17 protein-coding genes are annotated in these 20,704 nt (G+C 60.6%); 13 read left to right on the forward strand and 4 right to left on the reverse strand.

The window, feature by feature from the left end:
• The first annotated feature begins 18 nt into the window (after positions 1-18).
• Positions 19-372, forward strand: coding sequence for an NAD-binding protein (locus EGM87_RS05645; protein WP_306812574.1), 354 nt, complete (start codon positions 19-21; stop codon positions 370-372).
• Positions 369-761, forward strand: coding sequence for a carboxymuconolactone decarboxylase family protein (locus EGM87_RS05650; RefSeq protein ID WP_009823703.1), 393 nt, complete (start codon positions 369-371; stop codon positions 759-761). The genes EGM87_RS05645 and EGM87_RS05650 overlap by 4 nt, the downstream gene beginning before the upstream one ends.
• 53 nt (positions 762-814) lie before the next feature.
• On the opposite strand, the gene EGM87_RS05655 is transcribed toward EGM87_RS05650, so the two are convergent.
• Positions 815-2,101 carry an MFS transporter gene (locus tag EGM87_RS05655; RefSeq protein ID WP_044663149.1) on the reverse strand — a complete coding sequence of 429 codons (1,287 nt, stop codon included), beginning with the start codon at positions 2,099-2,101 and terminating at the stop codon, positions 815-817.
• A gap of 234 nt (positions 2,102-2,335) precedes the next feature.
• Here EGM87_RS05655 and EGM87_RS05660 point away from each other — a divergent pair, with 234 nt between their 5' ends.
• The 3 genes from EGM87_RS05660 (at position 2,336) to EGM87_RS05670 (ending at position 6,635) form a co-directional block, all read left to right on the forward strand.
• A complete protein-coding gene (locus EGM87_RS05660) occupies positions 2,336-3,214 on the forward strand; it encodes an AraC family transcriptional regulator (protein ID WP_044662295.1) in 879 nt (292 codons plus the stop codon).
• 147 nt (positions 3,215-3,361) lie between these two features.
• Positions 3,362-5,758 carry a TonB-dependent receptor gene (locus EGM87_RS05665; RefSeq protein WP_044662296.1) on the forward strand — a complete coding sequence of 799 codons (2,397 nt, stop codon included), beginning with the start codon at positions 3,362-3,364 and terminating at the stop codon, positions 5,756-5,758.
• A gap of 73 nt (positions 5,759-5,831) precedes the next feature.
• On the forward strand, positions 5,832-6,635 hold the full coding sequence (locus EGM87_RS05670) for an SDR family NAD(P)-dependent oxidoreductase (protein WP_082718591.1): 804 nt from the start codon (positions 5,832-5,834) through the stop codon (positions 6,633-6,635).
• Between the two features lie 36 nt (positions 6,636-6,671).
• Here EGM87_RS05670 and EGM87_RS05675 read toward each other — a convergent pair whose 3' ends face one another.
• Positions 6,672-7,037, reverse strand: a complete 366-nt coding sequence (locus EGM87_RS05675; RefSeq protein ID WP_044662297.1) for a nuclear transport factor 2 family protein — start codon at positions 7,035-7,037, stop codon at positions 6,672-6,674.
• Between the two features lie 119 nt (positions 7,038-7,156).
• On the opposite strand from EGM87_RS05675, the gene EGM87_RS05680 reads away from it, so the two are divergent.
• Positions 7,157-8,377 carry a cytochrome P450 gene (locus EGM87_RS05680; RefSeq protein WP_237764067.1) on the forward strand — a complete coding sequence of 407 codons (1,221 nt, stop codon included), beginning with the start codon at positions 7,157-7,159 and terminating at the stop codon, positions 8,375-8,377.
• 99 nt (positions 8,378-8,476) lie between these two features.
• On the opposite strand, the gene EGM87_RS05685 is transcribed toward EGM87_RS05680, so the two are convergent.
• Entirely contained in the window at positions 8,477-9,385 is a 909-nt protein-coding gene (locus EGM87_RS05685; RefSeq protein ID WP_061934146.1) for a helix-turn-helix domain-containing protein, read from the reverse strand.
• A gap of 310 nt (positions 9,386-9,695) precedes the next feature.
• On the opposite strand from EGM87_RS05685, the gene EGM87_RS05690 reads away from it, so the two are divergent.
• The 3 genes from EGM87_RS05690 to EGM87_RS05700 all read left to right on the forward strand — a co-directional run bounded on the left by EGM87_RS05690 (position 9,696) and on the right by EGM87_RS05700 (position 13,893).
• The gene (locus tag EGM87_RS05690) at positions 9,696-12,158 is read left to right on the forward strand and encodes a TonB-dependent receptor (protein ID WP_158298495.1); all 2,463 of its coding nucleotides are present in this window, start codon (positions 9,696-9,698) and stop codon (positions 12,156-12,158) included.
• A gap of 128 nt (positions 12,159-12,286) precedes the next feature.
• Positions 12,287-13,129, forward strand: coding sequence for an NAD(P)-dependent oxidoreductase (locus EGM87_RS05695; RefSeq protein WP_044662299.1), 843 nt, complete (start codon positions 12,287-12,289; stop codon positions 13,127-13,129).
• A gap of 125 nt (positions 13,130-13,254) precedes the next feature.
• Positions 13,255-13,893, forward strand: coding sequence for a TetR/AcrR family transcriptional regulator (locus EGM87_RS05700; protein ID WP_076605698.1), 639 nt, complete (start codon positions 13,255-13,257; stop codon positions 13,891-13,893).
• Between the two features lie 117 nt (positions 13,894-14,010).
• On the opposite strand, the gene EGM87_RS05705 is transcribed toward EGM87_RS05700, so the two are convergent.
• The gene (locus EGM87_RS05705; RefSeq protein WP_137708825.1) at positions 14,011-15,210 is read right to left on the reverse strand and encodes an IS256 family transposase; all 1,200 of its coding nucleotides are present in this window, start codon (positions 15,208-15,210) and stop codon (positions 14,011-14,013) included.
• 782 nt (positions 15,211-15,992) lie between these two features.
• On the opposite strand from EGM87_RS05705, the gene EGM87_RS05710 reads away from it, so the two are divergent.
• From EGM87_RS05710 to EGM87_RS05725, 4 genes are all read left to right on the forward strand, one after another.
• The gene (locus EGM87_RS05710; RefSeq protein ID WP_048578706.1) at positions 15,993-17,273 is read left to right on the forward strand and encodes a CmpA/NrtA family ABC transporter substrate-binding protein; all 1,281 of its coding nucleotides are present in this window, start codon (positions 15,993-15,995) and stop codon (positions 17,271-17,273) included.
• 14 nt (positions 17,274-17,287) lie between these two features.
• Complete coding sequence (gene ntrB / locus EGM87_RS05715; protein WP_053085683.1) at positions 17,288-18,244, forward strand: nitrate ABC transporter permease; 957 nt, start codon at positions 17,288-17,290, stop codon at positions 18,242-18,244.
• 17 nt (positions 18,245-18,261) lie between these two features.
• Positions 18,262-19,065 carry an ABC transporter ATP-binding protein gene (locus EGM87_RS05720; protein WP_044662303.1) on the forward strand — a complete coding sequence of 268 codons (804 nt, stop codon included), beginning with the start codon at positions 18,262-18,264 and terminating at the stop codon, positions 19,063-19,065.
• Positions 19,066-19,133: 68 nt separating this feature from the next.
• Positions 19,134-20,417 carry an alginate export family protein gene (locus tag EGM87_RS05725; RefSeq protein WP_044662304.1) on the forward strand — a complete coding sequence of 428 codons (1,284 nt, stop codon included), beginning with the start codon at positions 19,134-19,136 and terminating at the stop codon, positions 20,415-20,417.
• The last annotated feature ends 287 nt before the right edge of the window (positions 20,418-20,704 follow it).

A 20,704-nucleotide genomic window follows, 5' to 3' on the forward strand; every position in this document is an offset into this window, starting at 1 on the left:
GGTGGCCCAGGCGCGGGCATGGCCGCGAAGATCGCCCGCAACGTCATCGTCTTCGGCTGCCTGCGCGCCGGCTATGAAGCGTCGGTATTGTGCCGCAATGCCGGGGTGGATGTCCGCCAGCTTGCGCATGTGATCGACGCCAGTTCGGACAGCGTGGGCGGCCCGTTGATGCTGGCGGTGCGCGACGATCCGTCGTCCAGCGAGCAGGAAGCGGCGGTGCGCGAATATACCCGCAGCCTGATGGTCAAGGATCTGGACGCCGCCATCGATCTGGCGCGCAGCTACGGCATCGCGCTGCCCTTGGTCGAATTGACGCGCCGAACCGATCAGACGGTCGTGGGCTTGGAAAATGTAATGGGAGAAAAGGCATGAGCATCGACGAAGCGCAGTGGCAGAAGGGGCTGGAAGTCTTCGACAAGGTCTACGGACCGGGATCGTCGGAAATGACCCTCCCGTATCGGGAATCATCCTTCAACCAAGAAATCGTCGGTAATCAGTTCGCCAATCTGTGGGCGAGCGACATCTTCTCGATGCGGGAGAAGCGCCTGCTGGTGCTGGGCGCCACGGCTATGCTGGGCCGCGCAGATCTGGTCGAAATCCAGATGAACGGCGCCCTCATCAATGAGGAATTCACTGATGAGGAGCTGGATTTCCTGCCGCTGTTCGTGCTGTTCTATGCCGGGGCGGGCAATACGACTACCGTGTTTCGGGGGATCGAAGCAGCCAAGGCCCGACGCAAGGAACGCAACGCCGCGAAATGACAGGGTGCGCATAATGAAGGGCGGTCTGGTCGAAAGACCGGGCCGCCCTTTTCTTATGCTTCGCCGCTACCCCGACGCCGGATCGCGCGCGAGGCCAGCAGCAGCAATATGCCCCCAGCGAATGTGAACAGCATTGCAGTGCCGATCCCCCAAGCGACACCGGCCGTGCCTCCGACAAAGTCGCTGACCGCACCGATCAGATAAGTGCCCGCGCCTACGCCGATCAGGTTCGCGCCCAGCTGCACCAGCGATACCGCAAGGCCCCGCAGGCGCGGTCCGGCGATTGTCACGATGACGGCGTAAATTGGGCCATTATAGGACGCACTGAGGAAGCCGCAAGCCATCAGCAGCGCCAGCATCAGATCGACGTCGTGGAACAGGACCGTACCGACCCCGGTCACAGCCGTCAGCAAGGGTATCACCGCGCCGAACAGGGATGTCCTTGCCGGATCAAAGCCACCCCGCCGCCGATTGACGAGGTCGATCACCCAGCCCGCGAGGAATCCGCCCAGCGAACCGAGGCCGCCATAGGCGATGGCGATGAGGATGCCCGCCTTCGCAATGGGCATGCCGTGGACCCGGATCAGGAAAGTGGTGAGCCATGTGCTCATGCCGTAAATGCCCGCCGCGATCAGGACGATGGCGAAGATGCAATACAGCAGTCCGGGCTGCGCGGCGAGCAGGCGGATGCGTTGCCCCAGTCTCAGCGTTTCTTCCTGCTGCGGGGCCGGCCCGTCATGTGCGCCGCGCACGGGTTCCCTTACCGTGAGCAGCAGCAGCGGCGCCAGCACCAGTCCCGGCACGCCGGCGGCCACGAACGCCCAGCGCCATCCGGCGCTCTGCACGATCGCGCCGCCTACGATGAACGCGATGGCGAGGCCGATTCCCGAACTCAGATACCAGATACCGATGGCGGTCGCGCGCCGGTCTTCGCCGAAATAATCGCTCAGCAGCGACATGCCGGTCGGTGATCCGCCCGCTTCGGCGGTCCCTACGGCGGCGCGGCCTATGAGCAATGTCCAGAACCCTGTCGCCAGGCTACACAGGGCGGTCGCACCGCTCCACAGCGTCAACGCGGCCGCCATCAGGTTGCGTCGGTTCCAGCTATCTACGGCTATGCCGAAGGGGAGGGCTGCAAGGGCAAAGAATATGCCATAGGCAAATCCGGCCAATATTCCCAATTGCCCATCCGAGAGTGCAAATTCATGCCCGACCGGCGCCAGCACCAGCCCGATGATGGCGCGATCAATGCCATGGCAGGTCTGCGCCAGCGTCAATATACCTAGCACATACCAGGGATAATGGCCGATGGCCGCTGGTTTGTCCGACAGCGCTCTCATGACGTCCCCGGCTGCAAGAGCGGTGCGATGGACATTGAGCGCCTCCTGTTTTTGAATATCGAACCGGGTGCATGGCGAAACCTGTCGCCCCTGTTCCCATGCCGCGCCTCGATCGAGCACAGGCAGGGATGTGCCCGCGCATGGAGCCTTGACCACCTATCCGAAGATAGAAGTAAAAGCGCATTGGTGCGCCTATTCGGGGCATCGAGAGAATAGAACCTGGCAGAGGTAGAGATGTTTCGTCCGGAGAGCGATTGGACCGGTCAGGGTAGAGCTGGCGTCCAGAATTTCTACATCGAAGCGGCGGCGAGAGTTCGCGACGCGCATGTGGATGTGCGGCATTTCGATTGGGTCCAGCCTAGCAGCGGCGTCTTTAGTCCAGAGAAACATTATCTGGATTATTCGCTCGACGGTCAGCCGCGGCGCAGCATGGTCAGCATGGGCCGCCCGGACCGGCGCGCCGCGTCGGGGGACATCCTCTACATGCCGCCGCACCGCCAATATTTCGGCGAGCCGGCGCTTCAGGAGCGGCATCTCGTCTGCGTGGCGCTTGGGGAAGAATTTCTGGAGGAATTGTTCGACGGGGAGCAGCCGCTGAACAAGGTAGAGCCGTGCGCAGACATTCAAAATATCTCCATGCGCCGACTCTTTGCGGGACTGGCTGCGGAATTGCGGACGCCCGGATTTGCCAGCCAGACGCTCGTCGAATCGATGCTCATGGGGCTTGCGGTCGAACTGGCCCGGCACATGGGTTCGCGCGAACGGGGCAGCCAGCATTCGCGTAGCCCACGCCAGGTCCAAAACATTATCGACTATGTGTTGGAAAATCTCTCCGCGCCTCTTGGCGTCGCCGATATCGCGCGCGACTGCAACATGAGCGTGCGTCATGTCGCCCGCGTTTTCAAGGAAGGGACCGGCGTCAGCCTGGGTGAATTTGTCGCGCGCAGCCGGATCGCCCTGGCAAAGGAACTGCTGCGCAGCGATGGCGCCCGCATCAAGGAAATCAGCTGGCGATGCGGCTTCAACAGCACGTCGGCCTTTTCCGCCGCTTTCCGATCCGCGACGGGTCAAACGCCCAAGGCTTTCCGGTCAACATCAGCGCAGGTCCACTGATCGGGCAAGCAGGAAAATGTCGATGAGCGGCCAAATTCTATCGCCGCACAGTCAACCGTGGACCGGCCACTATGGAGCAGATCGGCTCCAAGCTAGACGGGCTCATATGTGCAAATCGAGGCAAGATACAATGATGGGGAGGAAGATATGAGCAAGAAGGCCGTCACTCAGGGTGCGATCGGCATGGGTGCGCTCGTCGCCGCCATGGCGCAGCCCGCTTATGCGCAGCAGCCGCAATCGGGTGCGAGCGAAGGTATTCAGGATATCGTCGTCACTGCGCGCCGCACTGAAGAAAGTCTTCAGACGACACCGATCGCTGTCACGGCGCTCACCCCCGAAGCTTTGACGACGGCCAAGGTGGAAAATGTCGTCGATCTTCAGCGCACCGCGCCGGGCTTGGTCATCGGCCGCGGTTCCGCGGGCGGCGACGGCATCGTCTTCGTCGCCATCCGCGGTCAGGGCAATCTCCAGCCCATTCTCGCCAACGATCCGGCGGTCGCCACTTATATTGACGGGATCTACATCCCACGGCCCTCGACGGGCATGACCGACATTCAGGACGTGCAGCGGCTGGAGGTTCTGCGCGGGCCGCAGGGTACGCTCTTCGGCCGCAATACGACCGGCGGCGCGATCAACATCGTCACCAACGATCCAAACGACCAGCTCAGCGGCACCTTCAAGGCGGAGTTTGGCAATTACAGTACGCTAGGTGCGCAGGCCAATATCAATGTGCCGCTCGCAGAGGGGCTCGCGATCCGCCTGAGCGGCGCGATCAACGAGCGGGACGGCTATGGCGACAATCTCGCCACCCACCGCGACTTTTCCGACAACAACAGCAAATTCTTACGCGGCAAGCTTAAATATGAAGGCAATGGCTGGGACCTGACGCTTTCGGGCGACTGGAACCGCCAGTCCAACCATGGTCAGCAGATCGCGCTCTGGGCCTTCAATCCGGCGATCGTCCCCGCCGCCTTTCAGCCGGGCCTCACGGCCGGTCTGCTGACCAAGGATCATTGGTGGGGCAACACCGCGACCGGGACATCGACCCCGGCCACGATCGGTGCGCTGACTCCGGAAGCGCAGGCTCTCTACGGTGTGAAGCCATTCAATACGCTGGAAGTATATGGGTTTTCCGGTACGCTCAACGTCGAACTGGGCGGGCTGAACTTCAAGTCGATCACGGGCTATCGCCATTCGATGAACTATGGCCAGAATGATACGGACGGTACGGCCGTCCCGTTGCTGGCGACCTTTGCAGGGTCTGGATCCTATTATATTTCTCAGGAATTCCAGCTTTCCGGGAATATCACCGACAGCCTCAGCTTCATCACGGGCGCTTATGCCGGCAAGGAAAGCGGCTATGAATTCAGTCGCTCGCAGATTTTTGGCGGACTCATCCGCGATTCCAACGCCGACGTCACCAACAAGACCTTCGGTTTGTTCGCGCAGGCCTACTATGAACTGACCCCAAAGCTGCGTGCGGTCGGCGGCTTCCGTTATACTTGGGACACCCGCAACAGCGTGCTGCACAATGCACAGGTATATGGTCTGCCCTATAACGTCGCCGTGGCGGGCACGCCGACCGGCATCAACTGCACCGTCACGCCAACGAGCCCCGTGACAGCCACCACCTGCAATCAGGAGCAGAATGCCAAGTTCAACTATCCGGCCTGGAACCTGGGTCTTGACTGGCAGGCGAGCGACAATCTCTTCCTTTATGCCGCGACCCGCGGCGCGGCCAAGGCTGGCGGCTGGAACCTGCGTGCAGGCGGCCTGCCTGCCTTCTCTCCTGAAAAGGTGAAGGATGTGGAGGCCGGTCTGAAGGTCGATCTCTTCGACCGACGCTTGCGCTTCAACTCGGCGGTCTTCCATACCTGGAAGGATGACAATCAGGCGATCGTCAACAGCTTCGTGACCGGTATCGGTGTTACCCAATATATCCAGAACAACGGCAAGGTCCGTATCTGGGGCATAGAAAATGAAATCACCGCCGTGCCCTGGGAAGGCATGACGCTCAGCGTCAACGGCTCGCTGCAGGATGGCAAATATGCGAAGGGCAGCTTCAGCGAAATCCAGGTGGTGGCCGGCAGCGGCTGCACCAACAGCGCCGGGGTCGCCAACGGCTGCGTCGTCGATCTGAGCGGCTTGCCGCTGCTGCAATTGCCCAAGAAGCAGCTTAACGTCAGCGCCACGCAGAAGATTCCTGTCGGCGGCGGCACGCTCGCCGTCACTGGCGCCTATTCCTATGTCGGGGGTCAGCATTTCGATGCGGTCCGGGCGGCGGATCAGGCGTCGGCGGCGACAAAGGCGGCCTACGAGACGGAAAACCGCCTCGGCTTCGTACCTGGCTATGGCATTTTCAACGGGCGTATCGCGTTCCAGCTTGAAAATCCCAATGTCGAAGTGGCGGTCTATGGCCGTAACATCACGAACAAGAAATATCTGCTGCGCCGCTTCCCCGATCTCTATCGGACATTGGGAATCACAGCCGCCTATGTTGGCCAGCCGGCTACCTATGGCGTTGAAACAACGTTTAAATTTTGATCGATAAGCGGCTGGCGGGACAATCTGCAATCCATGCAGCTCTCTCTCGCCAGCCATCACCGGGGACGGGCGCATGATGACGAGGTTGGTAGACAGGGTAGGGATCGTCACGGGCGGCGGCGGCGGTATCGGTACCGCGGTCGCCCGACGTCTGGTCGCGGAGGGCGCGCGCGTCGTGATCGCCGACCTGTTCGAAGCTGCCGCCGTTCGCGCGGCGGAACCGCTGGGCGACAAGGCACTGCCGGTACAGTTCGATGCTGCCGATCCGCAATCGGTAAAGGCGATGGTCGATCGCACCGTAGACCATTTCGGCAGGCTGGACATATTGCACAACAACGCGGCAATGACCGATCCGGACAAAAGCCCGCAGGATACCACAGCCGTCGATATCCCGATCGGCATCTGGCGCGAAATTCTCGACGTCAATCTCACCGGCTATCTGCTCGGATGCAAATATGCCATCCCGCATATGGTCGCGGGCGGCGGCGGTTCGATCATCAACACTGCCTCCAATTCGGGCAGTGCGGGAGATCTGGCGCGGATCGCCTATGGTTCGTCGAAGGCAGCGATCATCGGACTCACCAAATATGTGGCGACCCAGCATGGGCGGCAGAATATCCGCTGCAACAGCATCGCGCCGGGTGTCGTGCTGACCGAAGCCCTCGAAAAGACCGTGCCGGGGCTCAAGGAAATCATCCAGCGGCATATACTGACGCCGGAATTCGGAACGCCGGATGATATCGCGGCGTTGGTCGCCTTCCTGGCTTCTGACGAAGCGCGCTACATCACGGGCGAAAATATCTCGATTTCGGGCGGCGGCCTCGTCCACCAACCCCATTATGCCGACCTGCTGGCCTTCATGCAGGCGAAGGACTGAGCCGTGTCCAGCGCCTGCACGTCGGAACATGGAAGGTTAATGGGCGGTTCGATGAAAATAGCGGATCGTCAGCCGGCCGTCGGCGACCTTGTAGGTTTCGAGGCTTGGCAGCGTCACGATGCCCTCCTTGGTTTGCAGGCGGTTGGCGACATAGGCGGCGCCCTCGGATCCGTTGACGATCACTTCCAGCGGTTCTGTCGTGCATTTTCCGCCATACTCCGCCCACATGTCGGCCATCGCGGCGTCGCCGTCCACGGGGGGCGATCCGACATATTCGATCGTAAACCCCTCTGGCCCCAACGCCCGGAAAAGGCGATCGAGTTCGTCGCGCTTCCCTTCATTCCACAGCCGGTAATTGTCCCGGATCGCCTGTTCCAGATCCAGCACGTCTGCCTCACTCATGTGCATCGTCTCCTGTCATTGCGGATCGTCCGCATGCTCGTCAGTCTCAGACGGACGGCCACGATCGCACCTGTCTTTGGCAGGGGTGGAATTTATCTCTTTTTGCTTCGGAGACTATGATGACCCAAGTCGCACAACAATCCCTGCCGGATCACGTGCCGCCCGAACTGGCGATGGCGCTGCCGCTCTTTTCGCGGACGGTGATCTATGACAACCCGCAGGAAGTGCTGATCCCCGCGATGCATGCGGAGCTGCCGCCGATCACCTATGTCACCAACATCTTCCCGGGCGATCAACCTGGCTGGCTGCTCAAAAATGCCGAGGATGTACAGGCGATGCTGCGCGATGCCGACAATTTCACCAAGAATGGCATGGGCAAATGGGCGCAGAATATCGGCGAGAACTGGCTAGTCATTCCGACCGAGGCCGACCCGCCAATCCACACCGGCTATCGCAAGGCGCTGAACAGTCATTTCGCACCCCAGAAGATGTTCGCGATGAAGGAACAGGTGCGCGAGCGAGCGCAGGCCTTGATCGATGCCTTCAAGGATCGCGGCCAATGCGATTTCATCGATGAGTTTTCGGAAAAATTCCCGATCTTCATCGTCCTCGATCTGCTGGGCCTTCCGCAGGAAAGAATGACGCAATTCCTTAAATGGGAAAAGGAAATGCTCCATTCCAACGACTGGCAAGTGCGCGGTAACGCCGTACGCTGCGTGAAGGATTATCTGCTGGAAGAGATTGAGGCACGCCGCCAGCAGCCGCGCGACGACTATATCAGCAAGGTGCTGACCTTCGAGGTCGATGGCCGTTTGTGGAATGATGACGAGGTGTTCGGCCATTGCTTCAATCTGTACATTGGTGGCCTCGACACGGTTACGTCCCTGCTCGGCAACATCTTCAACTATCTGGCGTCGCACCCGGACAAACAGAACGAGCTGCGCGCTGATCCATCGCTGATCGTCCTGGCAGTCGAAGAATTCCTGCGCGCCTTCGCGCCGGTTACGGCCTTCCGTATCGCAACCAAGGTCATCGAGATTCATGGGCAGAAAATAATGCCCGGCGATTATGTGGCGTTTAGTTCCCCCGTGGTGGGACGCGACCCGGCTTTCTATGAAGATCCCCAGGCGATCCGCTTCGATCGCAAGGCGCCGCACATGTCGCTGGGCAGTGGCATCCACAAATGCCTGGGGATGCACCTGGCACGGCTGGAACTGCAGATCGCGGTCGAGGAATTCGTCAAGGCCATACCGGAATTCCGGATCAAGGACGGTTTCCGGGTGCCATATTATGTAGGCAATATCCTGCATGTGCCGGACCTCCACCTGCAATGGGGCTGAATATTCCCAACGCTCTCACGCTCACCGATATGGGGAGTGAGTGCCTGAAACGGGAATCTGGAGCGGGGTCGATAGCGTCGGCCCCTGCTCTGGTGCTGTCTAGCTGTATAATATATCCTTCCGGAATGCCCGCGGGCTGAGGCCTGTCGCCTTCCGGAAGGCGGCACTGAAGGCTGCAACGCTTTGGAAGCCGCAATTGCCCGCGATGACCTTGATGAGAGCGCCATCCTGCGCCAATTCCCGTTTGGCCCGCGCAATCCGCGCATCGGCAATGTAGCTGCCGAGCGTCTTTCCGACCGTGTTCTTGAAGATCCGCGCCAGATGCCGTGAGCTGACACCGCATTCTGTCGCAAGGTCGACGATCGACAATGGTCCCGCCAGTTCCGCCTCGATCCGTTCCTGAAGACGGCGCAGGTGCCAGTCCGCCATGCGTTGATCGGTTTCAACATCGGATTTGTGTGGAATTTGAAGGTGTCGACAGAGGTCGATGACCAGTGACAACGCAATGGTCTCGACCATGATGGCGGGAGCGAAGCCGGGATGGCGCACCTCGTGTGCAAGCCGAGACATACCGTTCAGTATCCACGGTGCCTTCACATCGAAACAGGGGGGCAATGAGGAAGGTAGCGTGTCATTCTCGAAGAGTTGATCTGCTGCGTGGCTTTCAAACGTCAAACAGAAAATGCGATATTCGCTGGGTTCGCAGCGCGCCGCAAATTGGCTCCCCTTGGGCAGATAGGACACTTCGCCAAAGGGCGGCGCATGACGACGCCCGTCGGGGAACAGGCGTGAGCCGCGCGCGCGCGGGCCAAGCGAATAGTCGAGATAGTGACTGTTCGGCTCGAATATTGCGTCACAACTGCGATCCCAGGCAAAATGTCGGATGTCGGCCCGAATGCCGTTGGCAATGATGCTGTCCTCGACATGGAAATAGGCGGTTGTTAGCGGTTGGCATGGGAGAATGGTGCCAGTCGGCTGAATCTTGGATCGTTCGCTCGCCATCGCCATTGTCCGCTCCCCCTTTTCAAAGCCTACTGTCGACCCTTTTTATAAGCGATGTTATGGGGCCTCATCCAAAACAGGTCGATGCTCATCATATTGCGCAAACCGGACATCCCATCGCGAAACCGTCATCATGTTCATGACCCGACGGTCGAAAAATTCCAAAGCATCGCGAAGCGGACATTGGTTTGATCGCAGACAGGACATGGCGCGGAAGCCGGTTTTCCGGGCTCCTTGCCAATGCTAGCGGTCGATGGGGATGGGTAGAGATAGAAAAACGTCCTGCCCGTATGCAATGGCTCTGGGAGGGGATAATATGGCTTCAGAGAAATGGTTTCGGACAAGCGCCTTGGCGAGCTTGTCGGTTTTTGTCACGGCCGCTGCGCCGGCGGTGGCGGCGGATCAGACCGGTTCTGTGGGAATAGAGGACATCGTGGTCACCGCCCGGCGGACCGAGGAAAATATCCAGACGACGCCGGTCGCCGTCACCGCTCTTTCGACTGAAATGATTAAACAGGCGCAGGTCGGCGATGTGGCTGGTCTGCAGCGCACCGCGCCCAGCCTGTCGATCGCGACCGGCGCCCCGGGCGGTTCGGGTTTCGTCTATATCTCCATTCGCGGCATGCCGGCATTGAACCCGGGCGTCGCCAACGACCCTTCGGTCGCGACCTATGTTGACGGGGTCTATATTCCGCGTCCTTCGCAGGGTTCGGCCGATCTCATCGACCTCCAGCGGGTCGAGGTCCTGCGCGGCCCCCAGGGCACGTTGTTCGGTCGCAACACCACCGGCGGCGCGCTCAACATCGTCACGGTCAATCCTACGGGCGATTTCGAAGGACAGTTCCGCATTCAAGGCGGCAACTATGATTATCGCAATATCGACGCGGTGCTCAACGTACCATTGGTGGGCGATGAATTGGCGGCGCGCTTCGTCTATGATTTCGTGGATCACGACGGCTACGCCCGCAATGTGACCTCGAACAGCGAATTGAAGGACCGTAACAGCCATTATGCCCGTGCTAAATTGCGTTGGGCGCCCGCCGGCAGCAGCTGGTCCGCGACGCTCAGCGGCGACTACAATATCATCAAGGATCATGGTCAGTTCGTCGGCCTCGCTGGGGTCAATCCGGGCGCCAGCGCGGCAATCGGCGCGATCAACGCCGCAACCCCTCTTGCGGCATATCTGCACAACAACGCCCATTGGTATAATGCCTATGGCGTTCCATTCAGCACCAATCCGCCGGTCGGGTCCAATTATGGGTTTCTGACCGCAGGCAGCCGGAGTGCCTATAACAGGCTGGAAGCTTATGGCGGCAATCTCACGATAGATGGCGAAATCGGTTCTGTTACGGTGAAATCCATCTCTGCCTATCGCTACAGCAACGCAATAGGTCTGAACGAACTCGATGGTACGCCTGCTCAGATTCTGGCGGCCGAAAGTGCCTACAAGTCCGATCAATATTCCCAGGAACTTCAGTTGTCCGGAGAGCTTGGCGATCGGTTCAGTTATATTCTCGGCGGCTATTATTCGACAGAAAGCGGCCGTGAATCGTCGGTGGCGCAGACGTTCGGCTCCTTTACCCCCGCAGCCCCGGCACCCAATTTCGGTTTCAGCCTGAATTACGGCACAGTGAAGAATATCTCGGTCGGCCTGTTCGGCCAGGGCTATTACCGTCTGACCGACACGATCCGTCTTACAGGAGGCGTCCGTTGGACATGGGATAAGCGAGAGGTTGTTCTGCTGAACAGAACGAATCTGGCCGCTAATAGCTGCGCGCCTGAACTGCTCTCAAATCCGGATTTCATTGCGCCTTGCAGCCTACCGCGTTCGGTCAAATATGATTATCCCGCCTGGACGGCAGGCATCGATGTGGAGATCACCGACGGCCTGTTTGCTTATGTGAAAACGAGCGCCGCATCGAAGGCCGGCGGCTTCAACATGCGTAATGGTTCGGCCGCGACGCCGCCGTTCAAGCCGGAGAAGGTCAGGGACGTTGAACTCGGCGTCAAGTTCAGTACATCGGATAACCGTTTGCGTATCAATGCCGCGGCTTTCCATTCCTGGCAGTCTGAGGTGCAGCGCAATGCTTCCGACTGCATCACTCCACCGGGTGCGCTCGCTTGTACAACCACGCAATTCCTCCGCAACTCGGGTGACGCGCGTGTCTATGGCGGCGAACTCGAAATAAGCGCTGTTCCTTGGGGAGGAATGCTGGTCTCCGGCAATCTTGCCTTGCTCGACGGCAAATATGTCGCCGGTACCTTCGTTGAGCAGCAGCAGTTCGTTCCCGTCGCCGGCGCCAATGTGTCCGATTGCGCCGCTGGCACCGCTGTGGGTTCAGTCCGCTGTTCGGTCGTCCGCAGCGGCGAGGCTCTGCCGCAGATGCCCAAAAAGCAGTTCGGCATCTCGGTGACCCAGAAACTCGTCACTTCGGTCGGGGAACTCTCGATCCACGCGAACTACGCCTATATCGGTCGACAGAATTTCGGTCTGTTCACCGCCGATCCGCGTCGTCCGCAGGCTTATCGTGATGCGGTCGCCATCGCCAACCGGATCAACACCATTTCGGGATACGGGCTCTTTAATGGGCGTATCGCCCTGCAGATCGAAGATCCCAATCTTGAGTTGTCGGTATTCGGCCGCAACATCGGCGGCAAGAAATATGTGACCCGCGCATTCGCCGATCAGTTGCCGACACTGGGCACGGCGATCGACTATATTGGCGATCCCTTCACATGGGGCATCGGCGCCACCTTTCGTTTCGGGCCGAAAAGCTAGGCGTGACCTGTCGGCCTTGGCGCTCCCGCAATAGTTTGGCGGTCAGGCGGACCCCGTCGGGGATTTACGAAAGACGTTCGGAGTGATTAGCTCATTCGCGAACTTGGACGAAGCCTGAGGGATATTTCATGACAGATAGTATCAGGAAAATTGGGTTCATCGGCCTCGGCAGCATGGGCGGCGATCAGGCGCGGGAGTTGGCCAAATTGCCGCTCGACCTGACTGTTTACGATGTGTTTCCCGATGCGCTGGCGAAATTCGAGGGCCGCGCGAAGCTCGCCGCCTCCATAGCGGAGGTAGGCGAGGACGCCGACGCCGTCGGGATTTGTGTCCGGGACGACACGCAGGTGCTGGAATGTGTTGATGCGCTGCTGCCTGTAATGAAGCGGGGGGCGAGCCTGCTCATCCACAGCACGATCAAGCCCAAAACTGCACAGCAGATAGCCGAACGAGCTGCCACCGTGGGTGTCGATGTCATCGATGCGCCAGTTACGCGCACTGAAATGACCAAGAACGGCCCGTTCGTCTTTTGCATGACGGGTGGCGATGAAGCCGTCGCCGCGCGCGTCCAGATTGTACTGGACGCCTTTTCGACGAACACGATGCATATCGGCCCGCTCGGATCGGCGATGGCCCTCAAGATCTGCAACAATCTCGTATCTTGGTGTGGTATCATGCTAGGTGTCGAAGTCGCCAATGTGGCGGAGGCGTCCGGCGTGCCGATGGACAAGCTGCTGACCGTGATGAAGCGCAACGGCAATCTCACCCCGCCCATGGCGGGTTTCATCGATTTTCGCAATAATCCGGGAGACGCCGCCCGTCGCGCCTTTTTCGCCAGCCAGGCCGGCATCGGCGAAAAGGACCTTGCGCTGGCCGAAGAGCTGGCGGCTGGTGCCGATGCCCCGTCGCCAATCACCAGCCATACCAAGACACTGATCAAGAAAACGCTGCTCGCAATCTGTGAGAGCTAGATTGTCAAAAATTCGCAGAAAATAAGGTTTCGAGGACAAAGCTTTACGGGCGCGATTTTGTATTGATTATCCCACTACCCGCGACCTATCCTTTCTGATCCCAGGGCGAACTTGTAGTTGTGGTTATGCCGTCCAAGATTAAGGGGGTGCCTTCTCGAAGGGAAGAGCGTCAGTCCGATCGACGGCAGTTCATCATTGCCGTGGCTCGCCGATCCTTTCTGCAGGATGGCTATGCCCGGACTACCATGTCAGGAATAGCTGCAACGCTCGGTGGCTCAAAGAGCACCTTGTGGCGTTATTTTCCTTCGAAAGAAGAGCTGTTTACCGCCGTCCTGGACCAAGCAACCTCCGAGTATCACAAACGGCTTTGCTTGATACTTGATCCCTCTGAGGATGTCGCCACGGCGGTCGAACGCTTTTGCTTTAATTTCCTGAAAACGGTAACGTCGGCAGATGCCTTATCCTTATACCGATTGGTCGTAGGCGAGGGAGCCCGATTTCCGGAGATTGGTCAAATTTATCATGCCCGAGTACAGTCAGTTACCAACAAGATACTCGCCCATTATTTCGCCAAAGCCATGAGCTGTGGTTCATTACGCGAAGGCAACCCGCTAAGATTAGCCCAGGCATTGAGAGGTCTTTGCATATCAAAAGTCGAGGATTTCTTGCTGTCTGGGGCAACCGAAATCTATCGCGCTGAAGTTATTGATTCCGATGTGAATGAGGTACGGGATATTTTCCTCCGTGCCTTTGCTCGTAACTAATCGGCCTTCATCACCCTCATGCTCAATTACTTCACTCCTGTATAAGGGATCGTGTCCCACTGCGTGGTGTAGGTTCTCCGGCGTAGCCATAGCGATCTCCGGCTAGAGCCGGGTTGATCACGCGGCCATGGGGGGCAGCGTGACGAGCGGATCATCGCCGATTTGGGCGACGCTTTCCAGTGTCATGTAGCGGGAGCGCTGGACCGCCCATTCGTCATTCTGTTCCAGCAGGATAGCGCCCACGAGGCGGGTGATGGCATCCTCGTTGGGGAAGATGCCGACCACCTCTGTGCGCCGCTTGATTTCGCCGTTGAGGCGCTCGAGCGGGTTGGTCGAGTGCAACTTCGTGCGATGCTGCGGCGGGAAGGACATGTAAGCCAGCACGTCCTGCTCGGCGTCGTCCATCAGTTTGGCCAGCTTGGGCACCGCCGGTCGAAGCTGATCAGCGACCTTGCGCCACTGGATCGTGGCGGCCTCGGCGGTTTCCTGGGCGTACGCAGTGGCGATCAGCGCGGAGACGACACGGTTCCGGCTCCGCCCGGCATGAGCGATGGCATTGCGGGCAAAATGCACGCGGCAGCGCTGCCAGGTGGCATTGAAGACGCGGGACACCGCCGCCTTGATACCCTCATGGGCGTCGGAGATGACGAGCTTCACGCCGCGCAGGCCCCGCCGCGCCAGATTGCGCAGGAAGTCGGTCCAGAAAGTCTCGGCTTCAGAAGCACCGATCGCCATGCCCAGCACCTCGCGGCGGCCATCGCTGTTGACGCCGACCGCGATGGTGACCGCCACCGAGACGATCCGCCCCGCCTGCCGGACCTTGAGGTAGGTGGCATCGACCCAGAGATAAGGCCAGTCGCCTTCGATGGGCCGATCGAGGAATGCCTTCACCCGCTGGTCGATCTCCTGGCAAAGGCGGCTGACCTGGCTCTTGGAGATGCCGCTCATGCCAAGCGCCTTGACCAGATCATCGACCGAGCGCGTCGAGATGCCCTGAATATACGCCTCCTGGATCACCGCCGTCAGCGCCTTCTCGGCCAGCCGGCGGGGTTCCAGAAAGCCGGGAAAATAGCTGCCGGTGCGCAGCTTGGGGATGCGCAGCTCGACGGTGCCCGCGCGCGTCTCCCAATCCCGATCGCGGTAGCCATTACGCTGCGCCTGCCGCTCCGCGCTCTTCTCGCCATAGGCGGCGCCGGTCAGCCCACCGACCTCCAGCTCCATCAGCCGTTGCGCGGCAAAGCCAATCATCTCGCGCAGAAAATCGCTGTCGGCACTCTTCCCCAGAAGTGCCTGAACGTCCATCATCTCCTTGGTCATCGGAATCTCCGTAGCTTTGAGTGTGGTAACCCAAATCTATCCGAGATCGCCGATGGCCACCCGCGAAACTGACCGGCCGCTACTGCGCTTAATCGATGAGCGCGCGTCCGGTCAGCTTCGCTAACCGTCGAGCTACACCATCACCGGGGACACGACCGTATAAGGTCCATTTGTTGGCCATGCTGTACTTACTGAATGGAGAAGAGTGAAGCATAATGAAAAAAAGCATTAAAGCCAGTCACGTGGTGATAGGGGTATCCATTGGGGTACCGTCGGCAAGGAGATGAATAATATGTAATAGTTTTAAATGGTTATTTGTTATTTTAAGGAGATGCCGGGCCCACCAATTTCTTCACACCGTCGATCTGCTTGGCCAGACATATCTTGCGCAAGCGTGCAGGGTTCATGACGCCTGCCGCCCGATCTGGAAAAGCGCAGGGCGGTTATAATTTGTGCAACGCAAAAATTTCGCTTGCGACTCGGATGAATCGGTGACAGCTTCCCTCCCGTCGAAGCAGGGGCGCTTCGGCACATAGGTTGGGCCTGCCGATGACGGTCAGGGTTCAGCTTCGGTTGATGAAAAGACCGACATGGCAATGACGCCGCCTGGACAAGGTCCGATGACCTTCGTTCCGGCGGCTTTTTTATTGGGTTTTCGCTGGCGGCATGGATGCTGCCGGGCGGCTTTCGGCATCGATTTTCGTGCGCTGGATCGCTTCCGGCGATGGCTGGTTGCGCGCTGCTTCCGGCGGTCACGGGCAACAAGGAAAGGACATCAGGGAATGGCAGAGGGGGATAATCAGCATGGCGTCAGCCGGCGCGGGCTGCTGAAGAGGAGCGGAACGGCGGCGCTGCTCGCTGCGGTGCAGCAGGCATTTCCATCGGGGGCGTTCGCAGCCGGGGCAGGACCGGAAGTCACGGGCGCCAAGCTGGGCTTCATCGCGCTGACCGATGCGGCGCCGCTGATCATCGCCAGGGAACTGGGCTTCTTCGCCAAATATGGCATGCCCGACGTGCAGGTGGCGAAGCAGGCGAGCTGGGGCGCGACCCGCGACAATCTGGTGCTGGGAAGCGCGGGCGGCGGCATCGACGGGGCGCATATCCTGACGCCCATGCCCTATCTGCTGACGCTGGGCGCGATCGGCAAGGCGACGCCGATGAGCATCCTCGCCCGCCTTAATGTCAACGGCCAGGCGATCTCCGTATCCAAGGAATATCTGGGGGCCAGGGCGGACCTCAACGCCGGAAAGATGAAAGGCGTGATCGCCCAGCGCAAGGCGGCCGGCAAGAAGATCTCCATGGCGATGACTTTCCCCGGCGGCACGCATGACATGTGGCTGCGCTATTGGCTGGCGGCCGGCGGGATCGATCCGGACAAGGATGTCGAACTGATCACCGTGCCGCCGCCGCAGATGGTGGCGAACATGAAGGCCGACACGATGGACGCCTTCTGCGTGGGCGAGCCGTGGAACGACCAGCTCGTCGCGCAGCAACTGGGCTACACCGCCGTTTCGACCGGCCAGATGTGGATGAACCACCCCGAAAAGAGCTTCGCCATGCGGTCCGACTGGGTGACGAAATATCCCAGGGCGGCGCTGGCGATCACGGCGGCGATCATCGAGGCGCAGCGATGGGCGGACAATCCCGGGAATATCGCGCGACTGGCCGGGACGATTGCGGGGCGCGACTATCTGAAGTGCCCGATCACCGACATTGCCGACCGCCTGCAGGGCAATTTCACCATGGGCGACGGACGGAAATTCCCGAACGCGGCGTTCAGGATGAAGTTTTTCGCGGGTTACGCCTCCTTCCCCTACAAGAGCCACGATCTCTGGTTCCTCACGGAGAACCAGCGCTGGGGCAAGCTGCCCATGACGTTGGATAGCAAGGGCGTGATCGCGAAGGTCAACCGGTCCGACATCTGGCGCAAGGCCGCCGCGATGCTGGGCGGCAAGGGCCCGGCCAGCGACAGCCGCGGCGTCGAGAAATTCTTCGACGGCAAGACCTTCGATCCCGCCAACCCCAAGGCCTATCTCGCCAGCCTGGCGATCAAGCGCGTATGATGAAGGAGATCAGCATGGCATCGCCATCGCCCGGCAGGATGAGTGGGCCGTCGGCTTCGACCGGCGGGTCCAGCACCGAATTGGGTGTCATCCTGCCCTATCCCGAGCAAGCCATCGCCCGCCGCAGTTTCGAGCCGGTGGCAGCGCCCGAGCATCCGCTGATCCGCGCAGCGCGATCCGGGGCGGCCAGCATGCTGCCGACCATGGTGATGATCGCGGGGCTGCTGGCCTTCTGGCAGTTGCTCTGCGGATCGCCGAGCGCGACGTTCCCCAGTCCGCTCGCCGTCTGGCAGGAAAGCCATGACGTCATCATGCATCCGTTCAAGGGCGTGGAGATCGGCCTTACCCATTTCAGCATCCAGGACGGCGGCGACGTCGGCATTGCCGGCCATGTGCTGACCAGCCTCAGCCGCGTGCTGATCGGCTACAGCATCGCGGCGGTCATCGGCGTGGCGCTGGGCATCCTGATCGGGCAGAGCGTCTTCGCCTTCCGCGCGCTCGACCCGCTGTTCCAGGTGCTGCGCACCGTGCCGCCGCTGGCATGGCTGCCGATCAGCCTCGCCATCTTCCAGCAGGCGCAGCCCTCCGCCATCTTCCTGATCTTCATCACCGCGATCTGGCCGATCATATTGAACACGGCGGCAGGGGTGCAGACCATTCCGGCCGCCTATCGCAACGTCGCCAAGGTGCTGGCGCTCAATCCGATCGAATATTTCGTGCGCATCATGCTGCCCGCCACCGTGCCGCACATGTTCACCGGTCTTCGCATCGGCGTCGGCATGAGCTGGCTGGCCATCGTCGCGGCCGAGATGGTGCAGGGCGGCACCGGCGTCGGCTTCTTCATCTGGGACAGCTACAACAGTTCGCTGCTGACCGACACCATCGTCGCGCTGATCTGGATCGGCATGGTGGGCTTCGCGCTGGACCGCATCGTCGCCTTTGCAGGCCGCATCATCGGCCGCGCAGGCTGACAGGGGAGGGCATTTTCATGAAACAGCGCAGCTATCTCGCGCTTGAGGGCGTCACCGTCGAATTTCCGACCAGGGCAGGGCGCTTCTGCGCGCTCGACGGGATCGATCTGGAGGTTGAAAAGGGCCAGTTCGTGGCGCTGATCGGCCATTCCGGCTGCGGCAAGTCGACGCTGCTCAATGCGGTCGCCGGGCTGGTCGAGCCGACGCGGGGAGCGATCTTCCTCGACGGCGAACTGGTCGACGCGCCGGGGCCGGATCGGGCGGTCGTCTTTCAGGACCATAGCCTGCTGCCCTGGCTGACGGTCGAGGAGAATGTGCGTCTGGCCGTCGACAAGACGGCGGGCGGCAGGAACAGGGTCGAACGCAGGGATTGGGTCATGCACAATCTGGAACTGGTCCAGATGGCCCATGCCGCGGGCAGGCGGCCCGGCGAACTGTCGGGCGGCATGAAGCAGCGCGTCGGCATCGCCCGCGCCATCGCCATGAACCCACGCGTCCTGCTGATGGACGAACCTTTCGGCGCGCTCGACGCGCTGACACGGGCGGCGCTTCAGGACGTGGTCATGGATTTGCAGGCGCGGCTGAACAACACCGTGCTGATGATCACCCATGATGTCGACGAAGCGGTGCTGCTGGCTGACCGGGTCGTCATGATGACCAACGGCCCGGCGGCGCGGATCGGGGAGGACCTTGCCGTGGCGCTGGCCCGTCCCCGGAACCGGCTGGAGGCTGTCGACACGGCCCAATATGCCGAAGCGCGTTCCGCCGTCATCCACTTCCTGCACGAGCGCTACCGCAATCCGGCGACGCTTGCCGCCTGAAATCCGGTTTGGAGAGGACGCCCTGAACAGGCCCGGAAAGGCCATCGGGAGCAAATGAAGGGGGATTTATGAAGAAGGTTTCTTTCCTGTTTTCGGCGTCGGCCCCAATAATGGGACTGTCCGCGATCGCGGGGCCGGCGCTGGCGCAGGATGTCGTTTTCAAGCCGATCGTGGAGGCCCGCCTGCGGTACGAAACGGTCGATCAGGCGGGCCCGGCGCCGCTCAGCACCAGCCGCGATGCCCATTCCGTGACGATGCGGCTGCGCGCGGGCGGGGAGGTTTCGAAGGGTCCCTGGGCCTTCCTGGCCGAAGCCGAAGGCACGCTGGCGATCGATGAGGACTATAATAGCGGCGTCAACGGAAAGACGCTCTATCCCATCGTAGCCGATCCGGAGACAGTCGAGGCCAACCGGGTGCAGATCCAGTACCGCACAAAGCCGCTGGTCGTGACCATGGGCCGTCAGCGGATCAACCTGGACGACCAGCGCTTCGTCGGCTCCGTCGCCTGGCGGCAGAATGAGCAGACCTTCGATGCCGTGCGCATCGAATATATGGGGATCAAGAACCTGAAGGTCGACCTCAGCTACGCGATAGCGGCGCGGACGATCTGGGGCATGGACGGCGGCAAGTTCGGTTCGGCCAACCGGCCGACGGACATCAAGGGCGACGATGTCTTCGCCAACATCTCCTACAAGACCAAGCTCGGGACTCTGACCGGCTTCGCCTATCTGGTGGACGAGGATGAGGCGGTGGCCGCGCTGAGGCGCAACAGCAGCCAGACCTATGGCCTGCGCTTCACCGGTGCGCAGCCGCTGGCGAAGAAGGTGAAGCTCAGCTACCTCGCCAGCTATGCGCGGCAGAGCGACCATGCGACCAATCCTGTCGATTATTCGGCGGATTTCGTCACGGCGGAACTGGGGCTGGACATTGCCGCCTTCAAGTTGACGGCGGGCTATGAATTGCTGGGGTCGGATGCGGGCGCGACCGGCATCGCGGGCGGTTTCGCCTTCCAGACGCCCTTTGCCACGCTGCACAAGTTCAACGGCTGGGCCGACAAGTTCCTGACCACGCCCGGCACCGGCATTCAGGATTATTATGCCGGCGTCGCCTATACCGTGCCTAAGGTGGGCAAGGCCGGACCGCTGGTCGCTTCCTTCATCTACCACCGGTTCAGCAGCGACCGGCTGTCGATCCATTATGGCGACGAATATGATGCGCAGGTGACGCTGAAGCTGAACAAGCATCTGAGCGCGCTCGTCAAATATGCGGATTATGATCGCAAGGGGATCGCCAGCTACACCGGCGATGCCGATACCAGGAAGTTCTGGGCGCAGATCGACTACGCGCTCTGACATTTGCCTGCGGCTCCAGGGCCGCCGTGGCGGGCCATCGCTGCCGGATCAAGGGACCGGCGGCGGTGGCCTTCACCTGTTGCCAACGCCTGTTGCCACCGCCCGCTGCCGGGCTGCTCCGGGCCGCATGGGCAAGGGCGCGGCATCGGCGGAACCTCCTGGCTTCCCTGCTCGTTGAGCCTGCGAAAGCAATAGCAGGCGATGGAGGATCGACAGGATGGGCAAGGGCATTTTGCTGTGGTTGCTGGGCGTGCCCATTCCCATCATCATTATCCTGTGGCTGCTGT

The organism is Sphingobium sp. RSMS, assembly GCF_005406185.4.
In the GTDB taxonomy this organism is placed as follows: Bacteria; Pseudomonadota; Alphaproteobacteria; order Sphingomonadales; family Sphingomonadaceae; genus Sphingobium; species Sphingobium fuliginis.